24 protein-coding genes are annotated in these 25,564 nt (G+C 37.8%); 10 read left to right on the top strand and 14 right to left on the bottom strand.

Annotated features, from left to right (window positions below; genetic code table 11):
* The first annotated feature begins 10 nt into the window (after positions 1–10).
* The gene (locus AC5YGI_RS01095) at positions 11–823 is read left to right on the top strand and encodes a hypothetical protein (RefSeq protein WP_330744932.1); all 813 of its coding nucleotides are present in this window, start codon (positions 11–13) and stop codon (positions 821–823) included.
* Between the two features lie 8 nt (positions 824–831).
* A complete protein-coding gene (locus AC5YGI_RS01090; protein WP_330744933.1) occupies positions 832–1,746 on the top strand; it encodes a hypothetical protein in 915 nt (304 codons plus the stop codon).
* On the opposite strand, the gene AC5YGI_RS01085 is transcribed toward AC5YGI_RS01090, so the two are convergent.
* Genes AC5YGI_RS01085 through AC5YGI_RS01075 form a run of 3 tightly spaced genes read right to left on the bottom strand, consistent with a single transcriptional unit; the run spans position 1,747 to position 5,070 of the window.
* The gene (locus AC5YGI_RS01085) at positions 1,747–3,306 is read right to left on the bottom strand and encodes a tetratricopeptide repeat protein (protein ID WP_330744934.1); all 1,560 of its coding nucleotides are present in this window, start codon (positions 3,304–3,306) and stop codon (positions 1,747–1,749) included.
* Between the two features lie 13 nt (positions 3,307–3,319).
* The gene (locus AC5YGI_RS01080) at positions 3,320–3,931 is read right to left on the bottom strand and encodes a YdeI/OmpD-associated family protein (protein ID WP_330744935.1); all 612 of its coding nucleotides are present in this window, start codon (positions 3,929–3,931) and stop codon (positions 3,320–3,322) included.
* A gap of 5 nt (positions 3,932–3,936) precedes the next feature.
* Complete coding sequence (locus tag AC5YGI_RS01075; protein ID WP_330744936.1) at positions 3,937–5,070, bottom strand: serine hydrolase domain-containing protein; 1,134 nt, start codon at positions 5,068–5,070, stop codon at positions 3,937–3,939.
* Between the two features lie 98 nt (positions 5,071–5,168).
* Here AC5YGI_RS01075 and AC5YGI_RS01070 point away from each other — a divergent pair, with 98 nt between their 5' ends.
* On the top strand, positions 5,169–6,497 hold the full coding sequence (locus AC5YGI_RS01070) for a M48 family metalloprotease (protein WP_446107021.1): 1,329 nt from the start codon (positions 5,169–5,171) through the stop codon (positions 6,495–6,497).
* A gap of 153 nt (positions 6,498–6,650) precedes the next feature.
* On the opposite strand, the gene AC5YGI_RS01065 is transcribed toward AC5YGI_RS01070, so the two are convergent.
* Both AC5YGI_RS01065 and AC5YGI_RS01060 read right to left on the bottom strand, forming a co-directional pair.
* Positions 6,651–8,180, bottom strand: coding sequence for a hypothetical protein (locus AC5YGI_RS01065; protein ID WP_496167308.1), 1,530 nt, complete (start codon positions 8,178–8,180; stop codon positions 6,651–6,653).
* A gap of 82 nt (positions 8,181–8,262) precedes the next feature.
* A complete protein-coding gene (locus tag AC5YGI_RS01060; protein WP_446107020.1) occupies positions 8,263–9,804 on the bottom strand; it encodes a glycine--tRNA ligase in 1,542 nt (513 codons plus the stop codon).
* 285 nt (positions 9,805–10,089) lie between these two features.
* Between AC5YGI_RS01060 and AC5YGI_RS01055 the strand changes: the two genes are divergently transcribed.
* Both AC5YGI_RS01055 and AC5YGI_RS01050 read left to right on the top strand, forming a co-directional pair.
* Positions 10,090–10,797, top strand: coding sequence for a pseudouridine synthase (locus AC5YGI_RS01055; RefSeq protein ID WP_280213234.1), 708 nt, complete (start codon positions 10,090–10,092; stop codon positions 10,795–10,797).
* Between the two features lie 355 nt (positions 10,798–11,152).
* Positions 11,153–12,190, top strand: coding sequence for a quinone-dependent dihydroorotate dehydrogenase (locus AC5YGI_RS01050; RefSeq protein ID WP_496167307.1), 1,038 nt, complete (start codon positions 11,153–11,155; stop codon positions 12,188–12,190).
* Positions 12,191–12,220: 30 nt separating this feature from the next.
* On the opposite strand, the gene AC5YGI_RS01045 is transcribed toward AC5YGI_RS01050, so the two are convergent.
* Positions 12,221–13,111: a hypothetical protein gene (locus AC5YGI_RS01045; protein ID WP_330744940.1), complete on the bottom strand. Its 891-nt coding sequence runs from the start codon at positions 13,109–13,111 to the stop codon at positions 12,221–12,223.
* Positions 13,112–13,138: 27 nt separating this feature from the next.
* Positions 13,139–14,383, bottom strand: coding sequence for a DUF445 domain-containing protein (locus AC5YGI_RS01040; RefSeq protein ID WP_330744941.1), 1,245 nt, complete (start codon positions 14,381–14,383; stop codon positions 13,139–13,141).
* Between the two features lie 142 nt (positions 14,384–14,525).
* Between AC5YGI_RS01040 and msrB the strand changes: the two genes are divergently transcribed.
* Together msrB and AC5YGI_RS01030 are read left to right on the top strand one after the other, a co-directional pair.
* On the top strand, positions 14,526–14,972 hold the full coding sequence (gene msrB / locus AC5YGI_RS01035; RefSeq protein ID WP_330744942.1) for a peptide-methionine (R)-S-oxide reductase MsrB: 447 nt from the start codon (positions 14,526–14,528) through the stop codon (positions 14,970–14,972).
* Positions 14,973–15,099: 127 nt separating this feature from the next.
* On the top strand, positions 15,100–15,855 hold the full coding sequence (locus tag AC5YGI_RS01030) for a murein L,D-transpeptidase catalytic domain family protein (protein ID WP_062673223.1): 756 nt from the start codon (positions 15,100–15,102) through the stop codon (positions 15,853–15,855).
* 30 nt (positions 15,856–15,885) lie between these two features.
* Here AC5YGI_RS01030 and AC5YGI_RS01025 read toward each other — a convergent pair whose 3' ends face one another.
* Both AC5YGI_RS01025 and AC5YGI_RS01020 read right to left on the bottom strand, forming a co-directional pair.
* Complete coding sequence (locus AC5YGI_RS01025; protein WP_330744943.1) at positions 15,886–17,259, bottom strand: HAMP domain-containing sensor histidine kinase; 1,374 nt, start codon at positions 17,257–17,259, stop codon at positions 15,886–15,888.
* Complete coding sequence (locus AC5YGI_RS01020) at positions 17,256–17,942, bottom strand: response regulator transcription factor (protein WP_446107015.1); 687 nt, start codon at positions 17,940–17,942, stop codon at positions 17,256–17,258. Before AC5YGI_RS01020 ends, AC5YGI_RS01025 begins: the two co-directional genes overlap by 4 nt.
* Before the next feature lie 239 nt (positions 17,943–18,181).
* On the opposite strand from AC5YGI_RS01020, the gene AC5YGI_RS01015 reads away from it, so the two are divergent.
* Genes AC5YGI_RS01015 through AC5YGI_RS01005 form a run of 3 tightly spaced genes read left to right on the top strand, consistent with a single transcriptional unit; the run spans position 18,182 to position 20,442 of the window.
* Positions 18,182–19,510, top strand: a complete 1,329-nt coding sequence (locus AC5YGI_RS01015) for a hypothetical protein (RefSeq protein WP_446107014.1) — start codon at positions 18,182–18,184, stop codon at positions 19,508–19,510.
* A gap of 11 nt (positions 19,511–19,521) precedes the next feature.
* Positions 19,522–19,941 carry a Dabb family protein gene (locus AC5YGI_RS01010; protein ID WP_330744946.1) on the top strand — a complete coding sequence of 140 codons (420 nt, stop codon included), beginning with the start codon at positions 19,522–19,524 and terminating at the stop codon, positions 19,939–19,941.
* Between the two features lie 21 nt (positions 19,942–19,962).
* Positions 19,963–20,442: a cupin domain-containing protein gene (locus AC5YGI_RS01005; protein WP_227941155.1), complete on the top strand. Its 480-nt coding sequence runs from the start codon at positions 19,963–19,965 to the stop codon at positions 20,440–20,442.
* Between the two features lie 138 nt (positions 20,443–20,580).
* Here AC5YGI_RS01005 and fabF read toward each other — a convergent pair whose 3' ends face one another.
* The 5 genes from fabF to AC5YGI_RS00980 form a co-directional block, all read right to left on the bottom strand.
* The gene (fabF, locus tag AC5YGI_RS01000) at positions 20,581–21,822 is read right to left on the bottom strand and encodes a beta-ketoacyl-ACP synthase II (RefSeq protein ID WP_496167306.1); all 1,242 of its coding nucleotides are present in this window, start codon (positions 21,820–21,822) and stop codon (positions 20,581–20,583) included.
* A gap of 202 nt (positions 21,823–22,024) precedes the next feature.
* Complete coding sequence (locus tag AC5YGI_RS00995; RefSeq protein ID WP_496167305.1) at positions 22,025–23,293, bottom strand: acetyl-CoA C-acetyltransferase; 1,269 nt, start codon at positions 23,291–23,293, stop codon at positions 22,025–22,027.
* A 10-nt stretch (positions 23,294–23,303) separates the two neighbouring features.
* The gene (locus tag AC5YGI_RS00990) at positions 23,304–23,909 is read right to left on the bottom strand and encodes a TetR/AcrR family transcriptional regulator (RefSeq protein ID WP_330744949.1); all 606 of its coding nucleotides are present in this window, start codon (positions 23,907–23,909) and stop codon (positions 23,304–23,306) included.
* A 176-nt stretch (positions 23,910–24,085) separates the two neighbouring features.
* The gene (locus tag AC5YGI_RS00985; protein ID WP_002982623.1) at positions 24,086–24,505 is read right to left on the bottom strand and encodes an OsmC family protein; all 420 of its coding nucleotides are present in this window, start codon (positions 24,503–24,505) and stop codon (positions 24,086–24,088) included.
* 88 nt (positions 24,506–24,593) lie between these two features.
* Entirely contained in the window at positions 24,594–25,460 is an 867-nt protein-coding gene (locus tag AC5YGI_RS00980) for a helix-turn-helix domain-containing protein (RefSeq protein ID WP_411414180.1), read from the bottom strand.
* Positions 25,461–25,564: the final 104 nt, after the last annotated feature.

Raw genomic sequence — 25,564 nt, 5'->3', positions numbered from 1 at the left:
CACATTGGATATGATAAAAAAATTAGGACTGGCCCTGGTCATTTGCAGCAGCATAGCGATGAAGGCCCAGATAGGAATCAATATGTCTTCCCCGGAAGGAGCAGTACATATTGACGGACAGAAAAATACAAATACCTCAATACTTTCCAGTTATTATGATGATGTAGTCATTACTTCTTCCGGAAATGTAGGAGTAGGAAAAAAAACTCCCAAAACAAGACTGGATCTGAGATCAGGGGAACGCCTGAATGCTATTGGAATCGGAGGAACTTCACAATCTGCGTCTGCAGCAAAGGCAGGAGCGATGAGGTATAATTCCGGAACTCAGGATCTGAGCTATTCCAACGGAACGGCCTGGGTAGCACTGGCTCATAAGGCTCCCAATGATTTTGTGGATGCCGAAAATGCTTCCATACAAAGTTTCAGCAATGGAGTACAGACTGCCGTTACGGGCTGGACTAAAAAAACAGATGTGAACAGCAGCTTTAATGCCGGTACAGGAACTTTTACAGCTTCAAAAGCTGGGGTATATATTGTATCCTTTACCTTTTCACTGGCTTCCGGAAGTATTGCAGACGATTCAAGATATGAAACCTTGATCCAGACCAATTCTACCTCTTCCGCAACCGGTAAAGTTTTCAAATGTGTAGGAAGTTATCCCGGAAACAATACAATTGGAAACCGCGTCGCAGGAAACTGCTCAGGTATTTTCAACCTGAACCAGGGTGATAATATTACAGTAAGCCTGAATCAGAAACTGGGAAGTTCAAAAACCCTGGATACCGATTCTACGCTAACTTCTTTAAGTATTTTCGGATTATAAAAACATACATGATGAAAAAAAATTGTTTACTGATTTTAATGACGTTAAGCTTCCAGTGTGCATTTTCACAAATTGGAATCAATACCCCAAATCCGCAGGGCATTTTGCATATTGACGGACAAAAAGATAATCCTGCTTCAGGGTCTGCATTTACTCCAGCCCAGCAGAGTAATGATATCCTTGTGAACAGTGCAGGGAAAATAGGAGTTGGAACTTTGGTTCCAGCCGTAAAAGTGGATGCCAGAAATTCCGGAAACGGCGCCATTGGTTTTGGAACATCTGCCCTTACAGCCGCAGCCGCAGATGAGGGTGCCGTACGGTATAACAACGGTGTGGAATATTCCAATGGAAATGAATGGCTTCCTTTGCTCACAGCACAGCCTGCCAGTAATAAAGTAATCGTTATTGCAGCCAAAACGACCAATAATGTAAAACTGGCAACTCCTGCTGCTCCCACTATAACTGCGGGTTTACAGAACAGAGCAAGCAATTATCTTGTAGACTGGAGTAAAACTTTTGAAAGCAATTCCGGGACGAGCTTTAATGCTGCGACAGGTATTTTTACAGCTCCCAGAAATGGAATTTATGTAGCCACTTTCACTACAGATCTGGCTCCGCTGGCCATTAATTATACAACGGATCCTTTAAATCCTATTCAGATAGAAGCCATCTGGCAGCTTTACGATAACACGGCCGGACTGGCTGTCACCAATATTATCAACACCGTAAAATGTGCCAATACCATGTCCTCAAACAGCGTAGGAAATATTGATGCAGGAAGTAACTGTACTGCTTCATTCTACATGACAGCAGGGCAGAGGCTGATGCCTTATATCTGGTTTAATTTAAATAATTCAAACCTCGCGAATTTTTCACTCAACAATACGGGTGGCTATAATAATCTTACCATAGCAGAACAGTAATCAGGAGATTTCATCAAGGGTTTTGATAAAAGCAGACGGGTGAAGTCCTGTAATCTTTTTGAACTCAAGAGAAAAAGCACTGTGGGAGGAATATCCCGTAATTTCTGCAAGGTGATTGATCTTATACTTTCTGTATTGAGGTTCATTTTTCAACTGGTTAACAATGTAATTGATCCTCAGATGATTAATGTATTGGTTGAAATTGAATTTCTTATGTTTCTTAATAACCGTTGAAAGATATTTTGTGTTGATATTCAATGTGTTGGCAAGATTGTAACGCGAAATGTTTTTGTTGTTAAACTCAAGATTTTCTTCAAATATTTTTAATCCCTGTAATATGTTTTCCTCTACTTCCGGCGAAATTTTTATTTCTGTTGGAGTAGAGGTATTTTTTGCCTGAATATCCTCAGAAATTTCCTGTGGATCTTCCTCATAAATAACGGGTGAAATGCCTTCTCTGTAAATTCTGGAAACAGCTTCTTTATGTTTTTTACGGAGACGAAGGCTATTGAAAATCACAGCTCCTGAAACAATTAACAATGCAAGGCACGCAATAATAAGCCCTTTTGAGACAGAATGGCTTTCATTGAGCTGCTGATGAAAGCTTTCTTCTTTTTTAGAAAGTGTTTTGTTGACGGCCATGGCCTTGTTGTAAGCAATGCTGTCTTTTAATGTAAGATTTTCAATTTTATATTTTTCGGTATTGGTGTCGTCGTGAAGCTGGGCGTAGGCTTCTTCAAGATTTTTAGTTACCTCAATCTTTTTTTCATTGAATCCATACCGATCTACAATGGCCAGGGATTTCTGATAATAAAGCACCGCACTATCCGGTTTATTCTGTTTTGAAAAAGAAAATCCGATATCATTCAGGATGTTTGCCCGAAGATAATAATTGTTTTCCCCTACCAGCGAAAGGGCTTTTACAAAATAAGGTTTAGCCTCCCTGAATTTTTTTACCTCAGATAAATTATATCCCATATTGGTATAAGCGGAAATCAGCAGTTCGTTTCTTCTGTTGACATTCTTAAGCTTCTGAAATTCCTGAATGGCACTTTTGGAATAATATGCTTTTTCTTTATACTGTTCCTTGTTAAGAAGGATCAAAAAAGAATTATAGATCATTCCTTTCAGCTCATGTCCTTCTTCGGTATTATTATTTTTTACTTCAGCGAGTGCATTCCGGAGGCTGGCAGAAGACTCTTTAAGCAGCCCGAGCTTTGCATATTGAGTTCCCTGCATTCTGTATGCGAGAGCTTTTCCGATGCTGTAATCGCTTTGGGTCGCTATTTTAAGCGCCTTATCTGCAAAATCAAGACTTTTCTCAGCATCAGATCTCAGATAGCTGTTGAAAGACTTTAAATAATAAGCTTTTGCTAAAAATTCCGGCAGATTTCTTTTCCGTGCAGAATCTATAATCTTATTCAGAACAATTTCTGAGCTGTCCGGATTTTTGGACGATAGTGTACGGGCATACTTATATTGTCTCTCAAAATCAAATTCCTGAGCGAATGTAAAAATTGAAATAATCAGGAAGAAAAAGAGAATAATTTTTTTCTTCATTGTGTGTGTTTTTTTATTTTTTCTGGTACTTCCAGTTGCGGCCTTTACCTTCGGCTATCCATTCCAAAGACTGTTCCAATCTTTTATTTCTGGTAGCTTCTGTTTTGGCTTCTGTAAGCCATGCAATATACTCTTTTCTGAAAGATGGTGAAGCTTTTTCAAAAATTTCTTTTGCTTTCGGCTGAGCATCCAGAGCAGATTGAAAATAATCAGGAATTTCCATTTCTATCCTGGATGGGGGTGCTTTTTTCATCGTTACACCCATATCTGTAAGCTCCATGGCTTCTTTAATTGCTCTTTTCAGCTGAGATTGGGATGGCAGATCTTCAAGACGGGTTATTTTTCCCAAACTGAACATTGAACTTTTTTCAGTATTTGTTTCTATTTCCTGTAAAGCTTTCATTTCCTGATGCAGCCAGAATCCCAGGCTGCAATATTGCTTGAAAGCGGTGATGGAACATAAAATCTTCCCTTTATACATGAAAGTGGGAAACTTCCATTTGATGGCTTCTTCCACATCGGGGCTGGCTTCATGAATGATTTCACGAAGATAATCTAAGATAGGTTTTGCAAAATCAGGAGATTTTTCAATGTATTCATCAACTTTTACGCTATGTTTTTCCATACTGTTTATCGGAATAGTTCTACAATTTCATTCACAAGGAATTTTACCTGGTCAGGTCTTCCTCTGTCATTCTTAGGATTATTGGAATAGCTCCCGGTTTTTACAATAACCATATTATGCTCCGGAACCATGATAATATATTGTCCCTGTAATCCGAGGAAATAATAATGTTTGACAGGATTGTCATGATTGATCCAAAGTCCCATTCCATAAATGTTTTGAGACTTTTCAGTAGGAGTTCTCATCTGTTCAATAAAGTCTGCATTGAGAATCTGATGATCTCCGGCTTTCCCATCATCCAGAAAAAGCTGCCCCAGTTTGGCAAAATCTCTTGCATTGGAATGAATACAGCAATAGGCTTTTTCCATACCGTGATCATCTGTACTCCATTTCGCATTCTGTTCCATTCCCAGCGGGACCCAGAATTTTTCTGATAAATAAGTTGCCAATGGCTGATTCAATGCTTTTCGGAGTGCAAAACCAAGAAGCTGTGTCGAGCCGCTTTGATACTCAAATCTTACACCTGGTTCTTCTTTAAATTTTCGGGAAAATACAGCTTTTACAAGGCTTTTTCCATAATAGGCTTTAGCATTGGGAAGAAAAGGATTGTTGTAATCTTCATTCCAGTCCAGTCCGGCTTCCATCTGGGCCAAATTCTTAAGGGTAACCTGATTTCCAAAGGGTTTGTTTTTAAATTCGGGATAAAAATCGGAGAACTTTTCATCTAGAGTTGGAATAATTCCTTCTTCCAGTGCCTTTCCCAGAAGCATCACTGTCACTGCTTTTGCCATAGAAAAAGAATTGGTTTGTGATAGCTGGTTGTAGCCATCCCAATACTGTTCATGAAGAATTTTTCCATTCCTTATCACTACCAAAGCAGCTGTTCTGGAACGTTTTAAGTTTTCAACTAAATGTTTAGGTAATTCTGTTTTATTGTAGTCCGGATGTTCCTCCCAGAGTTTAGGTTCTTCTGTTGCAACAGGATTGCTCGGGAAAAGATTTCCATCATCAATATGGGCGCTTGATTTTCCTTTCAGGTAGGTTTTGGAAATGCCATTGAATAAATAATCATATCCCAGAAAATAAGCTGCTGCCGCACCGGCTACAGCCCCGCCTATCATATATTTTAGTATTCTCATTTTTTATGAATGGGTCTTTAACAAATTTAAAATAATTTGGTTATAAAATTTAAAATGAATCAGCAAATAAGTTATTTTTGTTCTTATTGATGAAAACTATGACCAGAAAAATTTTTGTATTGGGGTACTTCCTGTTTTCAATCCTGGGAACAGCCCAGATTTATAAACCGATAGATACTGCAGATTATATACAGAGAAAAGCATTTTTAAAGAGTTTTGAAGGGAATAATGAAGCGACTGTAAAGAGATTAAAGTCTCAATATTCCGGGAAAACAGGCTCTGAATTATCCAAAATTTATAAAGAGTTCGGAACAGACTTTGAAAAGCAGGTGAAGAATAAGGATTTTATTTTTAAATCTGAATTTGAAACCAGTATACAGTCCATGATTCAACGTCTTAAAAAGAACAACCCGGCAATTCCCCAGGATCTTAAAATTCTGATTGCCAAAGACAACACTCCCAATGCCTATTGCCTTGCTGACGGAACTTTTGTCATCAATATGGGTCTTTACAGCTGGCTGAATAACGAGGAACAGATTGCTGCAGTGATTTCCCATGAGCTTGGGCATAAAATAGAGGAGCACTCCCTGAAGACTTTTTTGAAAATTATAGAACAGGATAAACAGGATAAACTGGTGGTTGAGAATATCAAATCCACTACGACAAGCAGAAGCCAGAGCCAGAACCAGAAGGCTTTCGATATTTTTAAAAACAGAGTCTACAAGAAAAGCGTGGAAAGAAGACAAAATGAAATACAGGCAGATTCTTTAGGGTATGTTATTTTTAAAAACAGTGATTTCAGGAAAACAGAATTTGTCAATGCTCTTCAGAGGTTACAGGATTTTGATACGATCTCTCCACGGGAATTAAAGGTGGAAACCTATAAAAAACTGTTTAATCTTCCCAGACAGGCATTCAATGAGAAATGGATGAAAAAGGAAGATTTTTCCCTGTACAATTATAACTTTTATAAAGAAAAGCTGAACAAAGATTCTCTGGCATCGCATCCTGAAGTTTCCAGAAGAATAGAAGCGCTTAAAAGGACTTTTACAGAACTTAAAACTCCTGTCAGTCCGGAAAAACCTTCAGACCTTTTTTTAACATTAAGAAAAACTGCAAGGATGGAGATTTTACCCAATTATTTCCATTCGGAAGATTATGGACTGGGAATTTATGCTGCCATGCAGTTTTTGCAGGATGAAGAGGAAGAAAAATATTATAAAAGCTGGTTGGGAAGATGTTTCTCCAAAATATATGAAGCGAGAAAAAATTATAATCTCAACCGGTATCTGGATAGAATAGAACCTAAAAATCAAAGTGAAAGCTACCAGCAGTTTCTGAACTTTATGTGGAATTTAAGTCTTGATGAAATAAAGAATATAGCAGACTTTTATCAGACGAATGAGACGCTGGCAAAAGCAAACTGATTTTAATTATAACTGATTGAAATATCGATAGGAATGGGCTATTGTCCTGAGCTTAGTAGAAGGGAGCCTGTTTTTGAAATAATAAAAATTCCGCTGGCTTTAGCCAAAACATAAAAGAAAGAACCCTGATGTTTTGTCAGGGTTCTTATTATTTTAATAATTTAATTTTTCCAGACGGATCTTATTGAATTTCTCTTTCTCGTTATACTCACGAAGCAGGATATAGCCTTCTTTTCCTACATATGGCGTTACTGCATAATTATCTTTTTCAGAGATCGGAATAATCTCCTGTTTGAATTTTCCATCAATAATGGTATTGATAAACAGATTCCATCTTTTTTGTTTGGTGACTTCATCTTTTTGATAATCACGATAGAAAAATACCACGTCTTTTCCTCCGTTGAGGTACTGTGAAAACAGATAATCGCTGTTCACCCATTTTGATTTTTCCTTTTCAAAAACCTGAACATTTTTCACTTTAAAATCCTTATCCGTGTAGATGTACACAAGATCAGTCGTCTTTGGTGCGTTATACTGACCGGCCGGCTTATACTTTTCTGATAAAATACCCACACTTCCATCATTCATAAAGTACATGTCTTTAGTCTGAAGCATGTATCCGCTTTCTACTATACCATTTTTATTGAGCTTCGGGAGAAAAGCAGAGATGTTGGGCTCGTAATTAATCGTTTTCGTATCTACAGAGAAATCGGATTTGTTGAGGAGCATTCTTGCAAACCCTACTGATTCTGAGTTATCATAGTTTCTTCCCAGCAAAACTACTTTATCATCAAAGGTTTTATCATTATCAAGCTTTCTGTAATTGGAGTAGAAGGATTCAATATTGTCTATGGTATCATCAGATAATCCGGTAATAGGCTTGCTGGATTTCTCTTTTCCGGTTTTCATATCAAGAACCATGAGACTGAATGTTTTCTGCTTGTCATTCACTTTTTTCATAATGCAGTACATATTGTTCTCATCCCTTTCCAGAACAGAAAGGGTAGTGTACAGTTTTTTGCTGCCGTCTGTGTTGTATTGATACCTCCAGATTTCCTTTTTGTTTTCATCAAATCTCATGAGGCTGTTGCTGTTTTCATACTTACCGTAATCTTTGTATTCAACAGCAAAATAACCGCCTTCTTTCAGTTCTCCTACTGCGGAAACGTAGTTGTAGCCTTTTTCTTTTTTCTCATCACGGTTTTCCTTACGCTGTTCTTTCCAGCTCTTTGGTTCGTTAATCTCTTTGAAAGTACCGTTTTCCAGATAGTCGTAATATATTTTCCGGGTAATGGAGTTGGTTTTCGGATCTATTACCATAGAAACCGGAGTAAATATTTCTTTGCTTTTCACAAGAGAATAATCCATCATGGAAGGCTTTAAGATAATCTGACCTTTAAAATCAACATATCCCAGATAAGAGGCTGCCGTGATATCTCCTTCAAACTCCTTATTGGCAACAGGGTTGAGGTTTTTATCAAGAATTACATACTCAAATTTCTTGGTCTTGTCACCGGATTTACCATAAGAATAGAGAGAAACGTAACCGTACAAATTATCTTTATCATCAAATAGAGCATTCATTCCTACGTGATCGCCTGCAGCAAGTGTTGTCAGGTCCTGAGTTTGGGAAAAAGCAAATGTCTGGATCAGGCCAAACATCATCAGAGTTATTTTTTTCATGGTTAGAATTTGAGACATAAAAGTAATAAATTAACCCATATGTTACGAAAAATAAAAAAGCCCTGAAACCAGGGCTTTTCAACTATATTTTAGAAAGTAAATTTCTGAAGTTTGTTTTTTCATCAATGATTCTTCTCAACTCTGAAACAGGAACTCTTTCCTGCTGCATCGTGTCTCTGTCTCTGATGGTTACCGTGTGATCTGTAAGAGAATCGTGATCCACAGTGATACAGTATGGGGTACCAATGGCATCCTGTCTTCTGTAACGTTTTCCGATAGCATCTTTCTCTTCGTAGAACAGGTTGAAATCATATTTCAGATCATTGAAGATCTTTTCTGCATATTCTGCTAGACCATCTCTCTTCATCAATGGAAGAATAGCTGCTTTAATGGGTGCCAATGCCGGAGGTAAAGATAAAACCGTTCTTTCTGAACCGTCTTCTAAAGTTTCTTCTCTTAAACAATGAGAGAATATAGAAAGGAATAATCTGTCTAAACCTACTGAAGTTTCCACTACATAAGGAACATAGTTTTCGTTTCTTTCAGGATCAAAGAACTGTAGTTTTCTTCCTGAGAATTCTTCATGCGCTTTTAAGTCGAAATCTGTTCTTGAGTGAATACCTTCCAGCTCTTTAAATCCGAATGGGAAGTTAAACTCAATATCAGCCGCCGCGTTCGCATAGTGAGCAAGCTTTTCATGATCGTGGAATCTGTAGTTCTCATCTCCCAAGCCTAAAGCTCTGTGCCAGTTCAGACGTTTCTGCTTCCACTGTTCATAGAATTCAAGTTCTGTTCCCGGAGCTACGAAAAACTGCATTTCCATCTGTTCGAACTCACGCATTCTGAAAATAAACTGTCTTGCTACAATCTCATTTCTGAATGCTTTACCGATCTGCGCAATACCGAAGGGAAGCTTGTGACGTGAAGTTTTCTGTACGTTTAAGAAGTTAACGAAAATACCCTGAGCCGTTTCAGGTCTCAGATAAAGATCCATTGCACTGTCAGCAGAAGCTCCCAGTTTTGTTCCGAACATCAGGTTGAACTGTCTTACTTCAGTCCAATTTTTAGAACCTGTATCAGGATCTGCAATCTCAAGCTCCTCAATCAAGGCTTTTACATCAGCAAGGTCTTCATTTTCCAGAGACTTTGCCAATCTTGAAAGAATAGCCTCTCTTTTTGCTCTGTATTCAATAATTTTTGGATTGGTAGCAACAAACTGATCTTTATCGAAAGCCTCACCGAATCTTTTCGCTGCCTTTTCGATTTCCTTATTCTCTTTATCTTCAATTTTAGCACAGTAATCTTCCACCAAAACGTCTGCTCTGAAACGTTTCTTGGAATCTTTATTATCAATCAATGGATCGTTGAAAGCGTCTACGTGGCCCGATGCCTTCCATGTGGTTGGGTGCATAAGGATCGCCGAATCAATGCCGACAATATTTTCGTTAAGCTGTACCATAGCTTTCCACCAATATTGTTTGATATTATTTTTTAGTTCGGCACCGTTCTGTCCATAATCATAAACAGCGGATAAACCATCATAGATCTCACTCGATGGGAAAATAAAACCATATTCTTTAGCGTGAGAAATCACTTTCTTGAAAACATCTTCTTGCTTTGCCATAATTTTTTTACGTCTGAAATGCAAAAATAGCAATTTGGATCCAAAATCATGAGATTCAATAAAAAAAGCAGTTAATAAACAGACAAATATTGACAATTTAATTTTTCAGGAGCCGGGAACCCGCTCTCCGTTGCAATTCCTCGCTCGGCGGCTCTGCTTCGCGCCGCCGCCTCACTGCGGGATTTTCTCTCAGATCGGGGCTATTGATAAAGGAATGTCTAAACCTGTTAGGTTTACAAAGATGGCAGCATATAATATCAATCGAAAAATCTTTACTTTTGCCGGATGTTAGAAATTCTTTATCGTGACGAGCATCTTATTGCCATCAACAAACCCAGCGGGTTACTGGTTCATAAATCTTTTTATGCCGGAGAAGCTGATACCTATGCTATTCAGGAGTTGAAGAAACAGATCGGGCAAAAAGTGTATCCCGTACACCGGTTAGACCGGAAAACTTCGGGGGTTCTGCTGTTTACTCTGGATAAAGATACGCTTAGAATCATGAGCGAGCAGTTTGCATCACGCGATGTGGAGAAGAAATATCTGGCCATTCTTCGGGGGTGGACAAAAGAAGAAGAAACCATTGATTATGATTTAGTTAATGAAAATGAAGTTAAACAAAATGCGGTTACAAACTATCGTCGTTTGCAGACTTCGGAAATAGATTTACCTTTTTTAAAACATCAGACTTCGAGATATTCTTTGGTAGAAGCAATTCCTGAAACGGGAAGATTTCATCAGCTGAGAAAACATTTTAAGCATATTTTGCATCCTATTTTAGGTTGTAGAAAACATGGCTGTAATAAACAGAACAAATTGTGGCTTCAGACATTTGACATCAACAAAATGACGCTTCATGCCCATCAATTGATTTTTAATCATCCCATTTCTAACGAAAGAATCACCGTAAATGCTACTATAGATGAGGAATTCAAAAGAGTAGGGGATATTCTGAAATTCGATTTGAGTGCGTACTCTTCATTAAAACCTTAAGATTTTAAATATCCTTGTCAAGGTTTTAAACCTTGACAAGGATGGTGAAGGTATTTCTCTGTTTCTATTGTTTTAACGCAATGCTCGCAAAGTTATTGATAAATAGCTTTTATTTCCGATCGCGAGTGCACTTCGTTCAGTAAAGACTGATAGCGTGTACTTTGCTTAGTGAAACGCCCTTGCGAACCAAAATGTTTTCAGGATGGTAATATTTCTTTGCGATCGTAGCGCTTAAAAAAATTATCTCACCAATATGTATATCTTATAGATGCTGTGTATGAGATATTTCGATAAAATATCATACATCAATCCAACATTAATTTTAAAATGAGTAATTTTGTAAAACTTTTTTTCAATGTACAAATCGCTCATTCGTCCGATCCTTTTCAAATTTGATCCTGAAGAAGTTCATCATTTTACATTTTCAATGCTTAAAAATTTTGGATTTCTTACCAAACTGTTTTTACCCAAACCTATTGAAGACAAACGTCTGGAAAGAGAAGTCTTTGGATTGAAATTTAAAAATCCTGTAGGACTGGCTGCCGGTTTCGATAAAAATGCAGTGTTATTTAACGAATTGGGAGATCTTGGTTTCGGATTTGTGGAAATCGGGACGGTAACTCCAAGAGCGCAAGCCGGAAATCCTAAAAAAAGATTGTTCCGTTTGATTGAAGATGGCGGAATCATCAACAGAATGGGATTCAATAATGACGGTCTTGAAGCAGCTATTGAAAAACTGAAATCCAATAAAGGGAAAATAATTATCGGTGGAAACATCGGGAAAAATACAGATACAAGTCCGGAAAATTATACGCAGGATTACTTAGACTGTTTTGAAGGTCTTCATCCTCATGTAGATTACTTTGTATTGAATGTGAGCTGCCCGAATGTAGGAAGCCACGCCAAACTGGAAGACGTAGACTATCTGAGAGAACTGATTACGGAAGTGAAAAAAATAAACCAGTCAAAATCTGTACAGAAACCTATACTGCTTAAAATTGCACCGGATTTGAATAACAATCAATTGGATGAAATTATTGATCTGATCGCAGAAACAAAAATAGATGGTATTGTAGTTTCCAATACATCCGTGAACAGAGAAGGACTGAAAACCTCTCCGGAAGTTTTAGCACAGATAGGAAATGGTGGATTAAGCGGAAAACCCATCCGTGAGAGAAGTACAAACATGATCAAATACCTTTCCGATAAAAGTAACAGAGCATTTCCAATCATTGGAGTTGGAGGAATTCACTCTGCTAAGGATGCGATGGAGAAGCTGGATGCAGGGGCTACGCTGGTTCAGCTATATACAGGATTTATTTATGAAGGTCCGGAACTGATTAACGACATCAATAAGGAATTACTAAAAAGAGCCAGCAGGTTGCCGAGATAAAATAAAAGAGAGTTGATATGACTCTCTTTTTTATTTTGACTTTACAACAGATGCATTTTTAATATTTACTGTAAGCGTATGGGGCGGAGTGCTTTCGGTTTTTCCTATTTTATAGATAATCGTTTGTTTGTCTTTGGATTTCGTTTTGGTAACGTCATATATATTTTCGCGGCAGCTCTCAGTCAGGAATTCTTCATAGCTTTTATAATTCCAGTCTTTTGTGAAGTAAAGAACCCGGTAGCCTTTCTCCCCATTGCTTGCCCCGCATTGCCCGCAGGCATTAAAATTTGATATTTCCTCAAAATACAGTAAAATCCTGTTCCCATTTTCTCCTGAGGAATAAGATATTAGCTCGTTTCCGCCTGCTTTATTAATGAAATCATAGGTGTTTATTTTCTTGTTATTCGGTAAGTACAGATAATTGTTGAGACGGTAGATCATCGTATTGCCTGTAAACAATTTTGCAGGCTGAGCTTTTCCATTCAGATAAAAATGTCCTGGAACAGGGCTGGTATTCCGGCTGCTATTTTCAAATACAATAGATTCCTTTGGAGCTAATTTCTGGGCTATTTCATCAGTCTTTTCTACCTTCTGAAGAGAGGTAATCTGCTCTTTCAAAAGCTTCGAATTCTGTTTTTGTTTCGCTCCAAAATTATATAGCGACAAATTTCCATAATAGTCATATATTCCGGTAAGCGGGATTTTCTTTTTGTATTTGTCATAATAATACCATCCATCCACATAATGCTGATACTGATTACAATCTACTATTCCTGTATAGTTGAGTTCTATGGTAATCGGAATTCCTCCGATTTCTCCGGTAAAGGTCTGGGAAGAATCCGTTACTTTCTTTAATTCAACTTTTTGACACAGGGCAAATGTGAGGAAACAAAAAAAGAAGAGACTGAAAATTTTTTTCATGGCTGAGTGATCGTGGATTTTAGTTTTTTAAATGAAGAAGTGTGCGATGGTGTAGATAATCAGACCGACCAGCCCGCCGACCAGCGTTCCGTTGACCCGGATAAACTGCAGGTCTTTTCCTACTTCCAGTTCCAGTTTTTCACTGAGCTCTTTTCCCTGCCAGTTCCCAACGGTAGTACTGATGAGGTTTCCGAATTGATGAGTGTTTTTCAGGATGTACTTATAAGCCGTTACGCGAACCCAATGGTCAATTTTATTCTGAAGGTTTTCATCTGTTTTTAAATTCTGGGCAAACTCATTCAGATTTTTTGAAAGGTAATTTTTCAAAGCGGAATCCTCCTCCTGAAGTTCTTTCATCAATGTCCTTTTAATGGAAACCCAGATATCATTGGAATATTCATCCAGTTTATCATTTTTGAGAAGACCGTTTTTAATCGTTTTAAATTCCTCATCCCATTTCGGATCTTCTTTCAGATCAACGGAAAATTCATGAATTTTCTGAGTGATCAATGCTCTTACTTCATGCTGAGGATCTTCTTCTATTTCTTTGAAAAAATCAGAAAGTCCGTCGGCAATTTTATCAGCAATTTTGTTATCTACAAAAGATGGAATGAACGAATAACTGCCTTTTTTTACTCTCTCCTGGATCATTTCATCGTTTTCAATGATGTATTCTTTGATCTGTTTTGAAAGATTGGTGATGATTCTCTGGTGATCATTTTTTTCCAGTATATAACCGATTCCGTTTCCTACTACTTTATTAAGCTTGACATCATCTGTCATTTCAGAAACCTTTTTGCTGATAAACTGGCTTACCGTTGAATCATCCAGTTTATTGAGAATATCAAGAACAATATCCGAAAGGTTTTTAATCAAAATGTCCTGGCTTTTTTCCTTGGCCAGCCATTCTCCAACAAAATTGGAAACTTTAAGCTTTTGGATGTAAGGGCGGATATTCTGAGGTGAAAGGAAGTTTCCCACCACGAAATTTCCAAGATTGTCTCCCAGTCTCTGCTTACTGTTTTCAATCAGATTGGTGTGGGGAATAGGAAGCCCGAGAGGATGCCGGAATAAGGCCGTTACCGCAAACCAGTCCGCAAGCGCACCCACCATAGCGGCTTCAGCAAAGGCCCGGACATAGCCAATCCAGTGAGAGTTATCAGACTTCTGTAAAATAGTGGTAACAATGAAAATAACAGCCATCAGGACAAATAATCCGGTGGCAAATGCTTTATATTTTCTAAGTTGTTTTCTTTTTGCTTCGTCATTCATATTCTCAAATTTACTAAATTTGGTTATGAAACCATTCGTGGTTAAAGAATTAAAATTTACTATGAAATTTTTAATTTCAATAACCCTATTAATTATTCTGCAGGCATGTACGCAGAAATATGAACCTATTAAAAAAACTCCTATGGAAAATACACAAGCAAAAAGCAATCCATACTACTCCAGAACAGATACTTCAAAACTCAATGTTTCGAATGAAGAATGGAAAAAAATCCTTGCTCCGGATCTATACGCAATAGCCAGAGAAGCGGCAACAGAAAGAGCTTTTACAGGAAAATATAACGAATTTGATGAGGTAGGAGAATATTATTGTGCGGTATGTGGAAATCATCTGTTCCGTTCGACATCAAAATTTTCCAGCAGCTGCGGCTGGCCGAGTTTCTTTGAAGCTGATAAAGAAGGAGTCTATTATGTAAGAGATCAGTCGTACGGTATGGATAGAGTAGAGGTACTTTGTAAAAGATGTGATTCCCATCTGGGACATGTTTTTGATGACGGTCCGAAACCTACCGGATTAAGATATTGTATGAATTCTGTAAGCCTGGAATTTGTTCCGGATTCTCTAAAATAACCACTTTAATTCACAAAATCAGGACGTTAAAGTTTCTTAAATAGCGTTAAACTTTGTAGAGTTATAACTCCTTGGTAATTATGTTTTTATAATTTTGCCCCACTAATTTGGATTTATATAGTATTGAATGAAAGGATTTTATAGCGTATTAGGCCTTGTTTACATGGTGACGACTTCATTCTACATTTCCCCAAAAGTGGTGGCGAAAAGTGAGAATGTGAAAACAACGAAAACTGAAAAAGTAGCTGAAACGAAATCTGAGAAGAACACTGCAGCAGTGTCTTCATCAGAAGCACTGTACCAATCTATTGCATTTGAGCCGGGGCATGAACTGAATTATGATGTGTTCTCAAAAGCATTGACTGGCTATGAAAATTTAAAAAAAGCAGGATTGCTTACCCAGGACTCGCATTTATTGACTATCTGCGATTTTTCTATGTCTTCTAACACCAAAAGACTTTGGATTATTGACCTTGAAGACAAAAAAGTTCTGTTCAACTCATTGGTAGCACACGGAAAAAATACCGGCGAAGAATTTGCGACGAATTTTTCTAACAAGGAAAGTTCGCTGCAGAGCAGCCTGGGATTTTATATCACGGATGCAACCTATCAGGGTGATAACGGATACTCTCTGAAATTATTGGGAATGGATAAGGGCTTTAATGATGCTGCATACAGAAGAGCAATTGTAATGCATGGTGCGGATTATGTGAGTGATGCATTTGCTGCGATGCACAAAAGAATCGGAAGAAGCTGGGGATGCCCTGCCGTCCCAAGAGAACTGACACAGTCTATAATCAATACGATTAAAGGCAAAAACTGTCTGTTCATCTATTATCCTGATCAGAATTATCTTTCTTCCTCAGAATGGTTGAAAGCATAAATTAAAAAGCAGTCTATTTTAGACTGCTTTTTAATTTATGGAAGGAAATTCCACAGTAAATATACTTCCTTTGGCTACTTCAGAGTCGATAGTCAATTTTCCTTCGTGTATTTCTACAATTCTTTTTACAATGGAAAGACCGATTCCGTTTCCTTTTTCGAAACTCTTATTGGAACCGCGATAAAAAAGATCAAAAATTTTTGAAAGATCCTTTTCTGAAATACCGATCCCATGATCAATAAAATGAATTTTTATATGTTCCTGTTTGGTTTCTATCTCGATATGACAGCTTTTGTCTGCCGAATATTTACAAGCATTCTCTATTAAGTTGGAAAAAGCAACCTGCAGCAGGTAAGGGTTACCAAAAAAATCATAATTGTTTTCATCATCATCTGAGGCATTGCTCATATAATTGATCCCGATTTTGTAACTGGCATTTTTCTGCAGCAATGCAAGTTTGGCTTCTGCCAAAATCTCATCCAGACGTAGATTGGTAAAACTGATTTGTGATACATCATAGCTGGCTCTGGCAAAATCCAAAAGAGCAGAAGATAGTTCCGAAGCATCATTCGCATCCTGCAGGGCATTGTCAATAGAAAGCTTATAGTCATCCAAGGTCACGTTAAGTTCCTTGGCAAGCTCAAGCTCAGCAATTAAGGTAGAAAGAGGTGTCCGGAACTCATGGGAAATAGTGGTGACGAATTGCTTATGATTGTTGAAGGATTTTTCAAGTCTGTTGAAAGTAGAATTAAAAGTTTCCGTTAGTTCATAAATCTCATCTTTTGCTTTGGGAATATCCAGCCGTTTATTAAGGTTGTGCTCTGAAATATCACGGATCTGGAGAATGATATCCTTTAAAGGCTTAAGCGTATAATAGGAAAAAAGAAATCCTATAATAAAAATGATAACAATGGAGCTGATGTAGATGATGATAATATCTTTTTTAAACTCAGAAATATGGGCCTTTCCCGTAACATCTACTGCACTTCCAATGATATAATATTTTTCTCCGTTGGATGGAAACTGCATGGCAATATACTGACGGTCACCCTGCTGCCAGAATATTCTGTTTTTATTGGACCGGGTAATTTTGTTCAGGTATTTTTCATTGCTTTTGAGAGGAGGAATATCTGTGAAGGTAAGCTCTTTTTTGCTGTTATAAACACTGATGTCTGCTTCATTCAGAAGTTTTTGGTTACGCCGGTGAAGTTCACGGATTTTTTCATCACTGATTCTGGCATCAAATATAAATTCTGAACGCCAGATCACTTTGTATCCCAGCCGGTCATTGAATTCATCTTCTCTGTTTTTTTCAGAAACAAAATAAAGAACGTAGGCAAACAAAAATAGGATGCCTGCAGTAAGGATGGAATAAATGAGTGCTGTTCGGGTTGCTATTTTCATAATTGTGAAGCAAAAATAAATCCTACTCCGGGTTTGGTATGAATCAGTTTATGGTCAAAATTTTTATCAATCTTTTTCCGTAAATAAGCAATATAGACATCAATATAATTGGTTCCGGTGTCGAAATGATTCCCCCATACATTTTCGGCAATTTCTTCACGGGTAAGAATTCTTTCGGCATTGCTTACCAGAAATACCAGGAGTTTAAATTCTTTGGGAGTAAGTTCTATTTCCGCTCCGTTTCTAAAAACTCTGTTGAATTTCTTATCGATCTTCAGGTCATGATATTCGAGTTCGGTCAGATAAGCTTCTTTATTTTTATTTGATCTTCTCTGCAGAATGGCTTTGATTCTCACATAGAGCTCCCGGATCTCAAAAGGTTTCACCATATAGTCATCTGCTCCGGCATCAAATCCTTCAATTTTTTCATCAATCGTTCCCAGAGCGGTAAGCATGATGATGGGGAGGTCAGGATATTGCTGTTTGATCAGTTTGCACAGATCAATACCACTCATTTTCGGGAGCATAATATCCGTAATGGCCAGATCAAATGTTATTTTATTCAGCAGGATAATCGCATCTTCTGCATCTTCCGAAATATAAACCTGATATTGCTGGCTTTCCAGCCCTCTTTTCAAAAGGCTTGAAACACGTGAGTTATCTTCTACAATTAAAATTTTCATAAAGAAATACGATGAATAGGGGTGTTGGTTTTTCAAACGTTTTTTTTGATTTTAAAAGCCTGATTTTCATTTATTCCCAAAGCACTTTACAAAGGTATTTTATATTTTTCTTTTATCAGAAAACATTCCCCCTTTTAATAGTTTTCTATAAGGTTTCTAATAGATTTCTAATACCTGTCGGGCTTTTAGCAATCTAATTTTGTCCCGTTGAAATCAACAAAAGATAAGAATAGAAAAATATGAAGACTACCTCTTTCAAAACAGCAATTGCGTTGTTTTCCTTATTAGGACTTATGGGGAAATTAGAAGCCCAGAAAAAAAATGATTTTAATAATCCCGGATTGACTCATTATTTCAATGAAGATCACTCAAGATATATTTCCTTTAGCGGATATGCAGAATTGTGGGGCAGATATACTCAGCTTAACCCTGGGAGCCTTGTCAATAACGAAGCCAAATCAGACCTGTCTGACCTTTCGCTTAGAAGGGTTCGTGTAAAAATGACTTATAAGCCAACAGAAAAGCTGATGTTTGTATTGCAGGGTGGAACTACCAACGTGAATGTCAATGCAAAAGGAAGTAATTATTTTGACCTTCTGGATGCCTACGCTGAATATGCTTTTAATGATAAAATTGCTTTTGGGGCAGGACGTTCTACATGGCGCGGCCTCTCAAGATTTACTACAGGACCTTTGAATACGCTGTTATACGACCTTCCAGCTTACGCAACCTCCAATGCGGGAGCAACAGATTATACCGTAAGGGAATTGAGTGCCTATATTAAAGGACAGCTCGGAAGATTTGATTACCGTCTGGTAGTGGCTGATCCTTATACCATGGCAACTTCTGATCCGAAACTGAATGTAGCTTCCTTTAGTAAAAACTCCCCAGGAAAAGACTTCTCAGGATATTTCAGATATGCTTTTTTGGACAAGGAAAATATTTCCACTCCCTTTAATGCAGGAACTTATGTAGGGAAGAAGAATGTACTGAGTCTGGGAGCGGGGTTTGATTATATTCACAATGCATTATGGCATCTGGATTCCGGTAAGAATACAGTGAATGATGATATGAAAAGCTTTGCAGTAGATTTATTTTATGATGCACCACTGAATAAAGAAAAAGGAATGTCAATAAGCGCTTATGGGATGGCGATGCATAACGACTATGGACCCAATTATATCCGGTATGTAGGTACCAATAATCCTGCAACTTCTGTAGATGTGACACAAGCGAGTCTGAATGGAGCAGGAAATGCAATGCCTGTTATCGGAACCGGAAATACATATTATGTACAACTGGGAGGAACCCTGCCTTATCTGGACAAAGAAAAGAAAAGTCTTCAGCTTCAGCCTGCCGTAGGAATGCAGCTGTCAGATCTGAAAGGGCTTCATGATAATGCTGTGATCTATGATGCAGGAATATCTCTGCTGATGAACGGAATGTCTTCCCGTTTAACCTTTGACGCCCAGAACAGACCTGTTTATACCAATGACCCTTCAAACAATGCCGTAGTTTCAGACCGGAAATGGCAGTTTGTCCTTAAATACAGAATAGATTTTAATTAAAATAAATGACAATGGAAAGAAGAAAATTTTTATTCCGCTCAGTCCAGGCTTCTGCTTTGCTGCTGATCTCAGGAAATATGTTTGCCTCTGCTTTACCCATGTTTAATCCTAAAAAAAAGAAAAAAGTGTACTTCCATTATTTGTTGTTCTGGCTTAGAAAAGACCTTTCCGGGCCTGAGGTAAAAGAATTTGAAAATTTTTTTGAAGGCCTTAAAAAGCTTCCTTATCAGAAGAATCTCCGTTATGGAAAGCCGGCAGCTTCCAGCCCGAGAAGCGTTTTAGACAGCACATTTACTTATAATGCTTCTATGGAATTCGATAGTCTGGAAGAGCTTGAAGCATATGGAAAACTTCCTGAACATCTTTCTTTGGTTCAGAAATATAAACCATTCTTTGACAGAATGCTGGTTTACGATACTGTTTATAATTAAAAATAAAAAATTAAATTTATAATGAAAAACATCATTAAGGGCTTAAGCCTTGTTTTAGTAGTAAGTACTGTAGGATTTATGAATGCACAACATAAAAAACACAACCATGTGAGCGTTACTGCGGAGAGCTCCACTGAGTTTATTCCTGCCATAAGATTAATTAATAATCCTGACGGCTCATGCTCTTTTGAGAAAGGGAAAATACCTACTCTTAAACATATGAATACCACAACATTCTGGATGAGCAATAAAACGGAGGAGTGGGAAAAAAATGCACATCCGGCTCCCAGAAGACAATATGTGATTACCATCAAGGGCAATATACGATTTAAAGTAACAGATGGTTCTACTTTTATGATTAAACCGGGAGTAGTTCTTCTTGCAGAAGACCTTAAAGGAACCGGCCACAGCTGGGATATGGTGAAAAGCAAAGAATGGGAGAGACTCTATATTCCGATTGCTGAAAATGCCGATGATTTTTTTATACCGGATGCTCAATAGTTACAAGTCAATCTCTTTATAAGGGGTATATAATTCGTTATATTTGAAGCAGTCAGTTTTGACTGCTTTTTAATTTTTAATCTGATTAAAAAATCCCTGCATGGTTTTCATACAGGGATTTTCAATTATTTAATCTGATTAGCTGAATTTCTTAAATACTACAGTGGCATTATGTCCACCAAATCCAAAAGCATTACTCAACGCAAAATTGATGTTCTTTTCTTTCGCTTCTCCAAAAACAATATTGATATCCTTAGGAATACTCTCATCAATATTGTGAAGATTAATCGTTGGAGGAATAATTCCGTTTTGAATAGCCTTGATTGAAAGAATGGCTTCCACCGCTCCGGCAGCTCCCAATAAGTGCCCTGTCATGGATTTTGTGGCACTGATATCAAGGTTTTTACTTCCTTTGAATGCTTTATTAATGGCCGTTAATTCAATCATATCTCCTAATGGTGTTGAAGTAGCATGAGGGTTAATATAATCAATATCTTCCATATTGGCTCCTGCTTCTTTCACTGCCAGCTGCATTGCTTTTATAGCTCCTGCACCTTCAGGATGAGGTGCTGTCATGTGGTATGCATCTGCCGTCATGGCAGCTCCTGCTAATTCTGCATAAATTTTTGCTCCTCTGGCCACAGCATGTTCATATTCTTCAAGCACCAGGGCTCCTGCACCTTCACCCATTACAAATCCGTCTCTGTCTGCATCGTAAGGTCGGCTGGCCGTTGCAAAATCATCATTTCTTGTCGACATGGCCTTCATAATAGAGAAGCCTCCGATAGAAGCCGGAGTGATAGCTGCTTCAGAACCACCGCTGATGATTACTTTGGCTTTTCCCAAACGGATATAATTGAAGGCATCCATCAATGCCGTATTTCCTGTAGCACAGGCAGAAACTGTTGTATAATTGATTCCCTGAAGACCGTATTTCATAGAAATCATTCCCGAAGCCATATTGGCGATAAACTTCGGTACAAAGAAAGGATTGAAACGTGGCGTTCCGTCTCCGGCTGCGAAATCCATCACTTCCTTTTCAAAAGTCCACATTCCGCCCTGTCCTGTTCCCCAGATGACTCCTGTGTCGAAGGGATCCATTTTTTCAAGCTCCAGGCCTGAATCCTGAATCGCTTCTCCAGAAGCATACATGGCATATTGTGTAAACAGATCACTTCTCTTGATTTCGTTATGATTCAGATATACTTTTGGATCAAAGCCTTTTACCTCACAGGCAAAATGTACTTTAAATTTTTCCGTATCGAAATGGGTAATGAGTCCTGCTCCGCTGACTCCTTTAATACTGTTTTGCCAAAAATCTTCAACATTATTTCCCAAAGGTGTCACAGCACCTAATCCTGTAATGACAACTCTCTTCATATGTAGTTACTATTTTTTAATAGATTAGACTTTCATAAGATAAACCCTGTTTATCCCATGTTTTATTTTAATTACTTCTTTTATCAGCTAATTTTTGCACTGCAATATTATCAATTTTCTTTCTCTGCAGACGAATAATCAATCATATTATTTACTGCATAATAAAAGAATCTGCTCTTTTGAATATAGGATGAGGCTTTTATTACTTTTCCAAAATCATCGTTACTCCCTGCCCACGGGCTGCACAAATGGATATAAACCCTTTTCCACTGCCTTTTTCATGAAGTAATTTTGCCAGTGTTGCGATAATTCTTCCTCCGGTTGCAGCAAAAGGATGGGCGGCTGCAAGGCTTCCTCCTTTTACATTCAGTTTATTTCTGTCTATTTTTCCCAGCGCTTTTTCCAATCCGAACTTTTTGGCCAGCTCATCATTTTCCCAGATTTTTATGGTAGCCAGGACCTGTGCTGCAAATGCTTCATGAATTTCGTAGTAATCAAAGTCTGACAAATTCATGCCTGCTTTTTTAAGCATTCTCTCTGCTGCAAAAACAGGAGCTAGAAGTAAATCCTGTTTATTTTCAACATATTCTATTCCTGCCAGTTCTGAAAAAGTGATATAAGCTAAGACGGGAAGGTTATTGGCTGTCGCCCATTCTTCGCTGGCAAGCAAAACTGCAGAAGCACCATCTGTAAATGGAGTTGAATTTCCTGCCGTTAAGGTTCCGTTCTGCTTATCAAAAGCAGGTTTCAGCTGCGATAATTTTTCAATACTGCTGTCACGTCTCAGATTATTATCTTTATCCAGTCCAAAAGCTGGAGTGATCATATCATCAAAAAATCCCTCATCATAAGCTTTTGCCATATTCTGATGGCTTTTTAATGCCAGTTGATCCTGTTCTTCTCTTGGTATATTGTAATATTGGGCAGTGATTTCTGTATGTTCGCCCATCACAAGACCTGTTTTGGGTTCCTGCCCTTTATAAGGAATGGGCATCCAGTCTTTCAGCTTCGGGCTTAGCAGTTGTTTTATTTTTCCAAACGCTGATTTTTCTTTATTGGCTTTGAGCAGGGCTTTTCTTAACCTTGGTGAAGATTCAAAAGGAATGTTGCTCATGGCTTCCACACCGCATGCAATACCACAGTCTATCTGACCCAGGGCAATTTTATTCCCAATATAAACAGCTGCTTCAATTCCTGTATCACATGCCTGCTGAAGATCACAGGCAGGAGTAGCGGGATCCAGCGTTGTATTCATCACCGTTTCTCTGATGAGGTTGCTTTCGGAAATGTGTTTAATGACTGCGCCGCCGGCAACCTCTCCGAGTCGTTTTCCTTTTAAGTGATAACGGTCTATTAATCCGTTCAGAGAAGCAAGCAGAAGATCCTGGTTTCCCTGCTCTGAATAAGCGGTATTCATTCTGGCAAAAGGAATTCTGTTGTATCCTACAATAGCCACTTTTTTTGTTTCCATATGGTATTATTTATGATGGAAGAATATTGAGTTCATGATCAATCATTTGGGCCACCTTATCTAAGGCATGGTTGAGATAACTTTGATCACCCATTGTTTTTGAAAGCAGGATTCCGCCTTCAATAAGCATGATGAATAGGGAGGCATATTGCTCAGCATTGACTTTTTGATCAATTTCACCTTTGTTTTGCCCCTCAGCGATAGTAGTTGATATTTTTGTCATCCATTGTGTAAAAGACCTTTTCACCTGAGTTTTTAAAGCAGGAAAAGAGTCATCAGCTTCCGTAGCAGCATTCATCAGCGGACAGCCGCCGTTGGCAAAGACAAACTTCCAGTTTTTTCGGTAAAAATCTACAAATGCATGGAGTTTATCCAGTGAAGTAGGAAATTCATTGCCAAAGGAGCGGCTGAGGGTTTTACTCAACACGGCGGCATTGTATTTATAAACCTCAATGGCTACTTCATCTTTGTTTTCAAAATTTCCATAAATGCTGCCTTTCGTCAGTCCGGTTGCCTGGGTAATGTCTGACAGCGAAGTGGAAATATAACCCTTGGTATTAAAAAGAGTTGCTGTTTTCTCAATGATATGCTGTTTTGTTTTTTCTGCCTTCGACATTATAAATGTTTAAATATGATGCAAATATACAAAAATATACCACTCGGTATATTTTATTGAAAAGAATAATTAATTTCAATGTTTTGGATTTAAGTTTTGGCTGAAGCCAACGGATTCTTTTAAATTAAAAAAACGGGCTAAAGCCCGTTTCTATTGATATTGAATGAATACTTAAATTAGTTTTCCAAAGTAGCATTCAATGTGATTTCAAAGTTGAATGCGGCGCTTACAGGGCATCCTTCTTCTGCAATTTTCGCAAACTTTTGGAATTCTTCTTCTGAGATTCCCGGCACTTTAGCGGTTAATGTCAGTTCAGATTTTGTAATCTTTCCGATGTTTGGATCCAGGGTAATAACAGAAGTTGTTTTTAATTCTTCAGGATTGTACCCTGCCTGAGATAATTCGGCATCAAGTTTCATGGTGAAACATCCTGCGTGGGCAGCTGCCAGCAATTCTTCAGGGTTAGTGCCTACACCGTCTGCAAAACGGCTGTTGAAAGAATATTGAGTCTGGTTTAAAGTTGTACTCTGAGTCGTTAAATGTCCTTTTCCTTCTTTAATAGTACCGTTCCAAACGGCTGTTGCGTTACGTCTCATAATGTTTGTTTTTTTGTATTTAGTATTGTTTGATTTTGATGTTACAAAGGTATGTCTGCGATAAGGATCTTTCAATAGATAAAATGACTTAAATATTGTACTTTTTTCCCGTAGAGTAATTTTTTTTAAAATTTGCGGGAGTGCTTCCTGTTTTATTGGTGAAAAGACGGTTGAAATAAGCCGGATCTTCATATCCGAGATCATAGGCAATTTCTTTTACAGGTTTATCCGTATAGAATAGTAATCTTTTTGCTTCTAATAAAATTCTGTTAATGATAAACTGGTTGGGAGACTCCAGCTTTAAGTTTTTAAATTTATGAGTTAAAGTTTTGGGAGCAATGTGAAGAAGTTCTGCATAATCTGCGACATTATGTTTTTCTCTGAAATGAATTTCCAGGTGTCTGCTGAAATCCCGGAAAATATCAAGTTCGCTGCCAGGAATTCTGATGGTATCATTGTCTAAGTTTTGTTTCTTCCATTTGCGGGTAGCCCGTATGATGATCTGTTTTACATACGTTCTGATCATTTCCTCTGCAGAAGAATCTCTCCATTCAAGTTCATCCTGGATATTCTGGAACAAACTTTTTATAAGAATGGCTTCTGAGTTGTCAAGTTCCACAAAAGGAATTTCAAATACATTATGAAAGAGAAGCCCGTCACAAGCCACTTCCTTATCATGGATCTGGATACAGTAGAAATCTCTGTTATAAAAAAGAAGGATTGATTCGTCCTGTCCTTTTTGTATGCTTAGATGCTGGTTGGTCAGAAAAAACAGAGAGGGTTTCTTTGTTCTATAATGATTAAAATCTACCGTAAGCTCATATCCGGGAGGAATAAAAAACACCTTGATATCAGTTTTGAAATGATTTCCGTTGAAGTTTTCCAGATTTTCTTCTGAAAATACTTCCAGTCCGAGTCTTTTATAGTGATCTTCAAAAATAAGCTGTTGCGGCATCTTTTAACTTTAGTTTAAAGATACAAAAAAGCATGATTTGAGCTGTATTAAATTATTGAACCCTATCATTTCTTATGTTTGATATATAAAATTGAAATAAAATA

Source organism: Chryseobacterium sp. CS3K3.1 (genome assembly GCF_059515165.1).
This window is presented reverse-complemented; position numbering and strand designations above follow the sequence as displayed.

Excerpts from the sequence above, each read along its gene's own strand:
- fabF (WP_496167306.1), bottom strand. The coding sequence starts at position 21,822 with ATGAAGAGAGTTGTCATTACAGGATTAGGTGCTGTGACACCTTTGGGA.
- AC5YGI_RS00990 (WP_330744949.1), bottom strand. The coding sequence starts at position 23,909 with ATGTCGAAGGCAGAAAAAACAAAACAGCATATCATTGAGAAAACAGCA.
- AC5YGI_RS00980 (WP_411414180.1), bottom strand. The coding sequence starts at position 25,460 with ATGCCGCAACAGCTTATTTTTGAAGATCACTATAAAAGACTCGGACTG.
- AC5YGI_RS01040 (WP_330744941.1), bottom strand. The coding sequence starts at position 14,383 with ATGAATGACGAAGCAAAAAGAAAACAACTTAGAAAATATAAAGCATTT.
- AC5YGI_RS01095 (WP_330744932.1), top strand. The coding sequence starts at position 11 with ATGATAAAAAAATTAGGACTGGCCCTGGTCATTTGCAGCAGCATAGCG.
- msrB (WP_330744942.1), top strand. The coding sequence starts at position 14,526 with ATGGAAAATACACAAGCAAAAAGCAATCCATACTACTCCAGAACAGAT.
- AC5YGI_RS01030 (WP_062673223.1), top strand. The coding sequence starts at position 15,100 with ATGAAAGGATTTTATAGCGTATTAGGCCTTGTTTACATGGTGACGACT.
- AC5YGI_RS01025 (WP_330744943.1), bottom strand. The coding sequence starts at position 17,259 with ATGAAAATAGCAACCCGAACAGCACTCATTTATTCCATCCTTACTGCA.
- AC5YGI_RS01070 (WP_446107021.1), top strand. The coding sequence starts at position 5,169 with ATGACCAGAAAAATTTTTGTATTGGGGTACTTCCTGTTTTCAATCCTG.
- AC5YGI_RS01090 (WP_330744933.1), top strand. The coding sequence starts at position 832 with ATGATGAAAAAAAATTGTTTACTGATTTTAATGACGTTAAGCTTCCAG.
- AC5YGI_RS01045 (WP_330744940.1), bottom strand. The coding sequence starts at position 13,111 with ATGAAAAAAATTTTCAGTCTCTTCTTTTTTTGTTTCCTCACATTTGCC.
- AC5YGI_RS01005 (WP_227941155.1), top strand. The coding sequence starts at position 19,963 with ATGAAAAACATCATTAAGGGCTTAAGCCTTGTTTTAGTAGTAAGTACT.
- AC5YGI_RS01010 (WP_330744946.1), top strand. The coding sequence starts at position 19,522 with ATGGAAAGAAGAAAATTTTTATTCCGCTCAGTCCAGGCTTCTGCTTTG.
- AC5YGI_RS01015 (WP_446107014.1), top strand. The coding sequence starts at position 18,182 with ATGAAGACTACCTCTTTCAAAACAGCAATTGCGTTGTTTTCCTTATTA.
- AC5YGI_RS01055 (WP_280213234.1), top strand. The coding sequence starts at position 10,090 with ATGTTAGAAATTCTTTATCGTGACGAGCATCTTATTGCCATCAACAAA.
- AC5YGI_RS01020 (WP_446107015.1), bottom strand. The coding sequence starts at position 17,942 with ATGAAAATTTTAATTGTAGAAGATAACTCACGTGTTTCAAGCCTTTTG.
- AC5YGI_RS01065 (WP_496167308.1), bottom strand. The coding sequence starts at position 8,180 with ATGAAAAAAATAACTCTGATGATGTTTGGCCTGATCCAGACATTTGCT.
- AC5YGI_RS00995 (WP_496167305.1), bottom strand. The coding sequence starts at position 23,293 with ATGGAAACAAAAAAAGTGGCTATTGTAGGATACAACAGAATTCCTTTT.
- AC5YGI_RS01085 (WP_330744934.1), bottom strand. The coding sequence starts at position 3,306 with ATGAAGAAAAAAATTATTCTCTTTTTCTTCCTGATTATTTCAATTTTT.
- AC5YGI_RS01075 (WP_330744936.1), bottom strand. The coding sequence starts at position 5,070 with ATGAGAATACTAAAATATATGATAGGCGGGGCTGTAGCCGGTGCGGCA.
- AC5YGI_RS01060 (WP_446107020.1), bottom strand. The coding sequence starts at position 9,804 with ATGGCAAAGCAAGAAGATGTTTTCAAGAAAGTGATTTCTCACGCTAAA.
- AC5YGI_RS01080 (WP_330744935.1), bottom strand. The coding sequence starts at position 3,931 with ATGGAAAAACATAGCGTAAAAGTTGATGAATACATTGAAAAATCTCCT.
- AC5YGI_RS00985 (WP_002982623.1), bottom strand. The coding sequence starts at position 24,505 with ATGAGACGTAACGCAACAGCCGTTTGGAACGGTACTATTAAAGAAGGA.
- AC5YGI_RS01050 (WP_496167307.1), top strand. The coding sequence starts at position 11,153 with ATGTACAAATCGCTCATTCGTCCGATCCTTTTCAAATTTGATCCTGAA.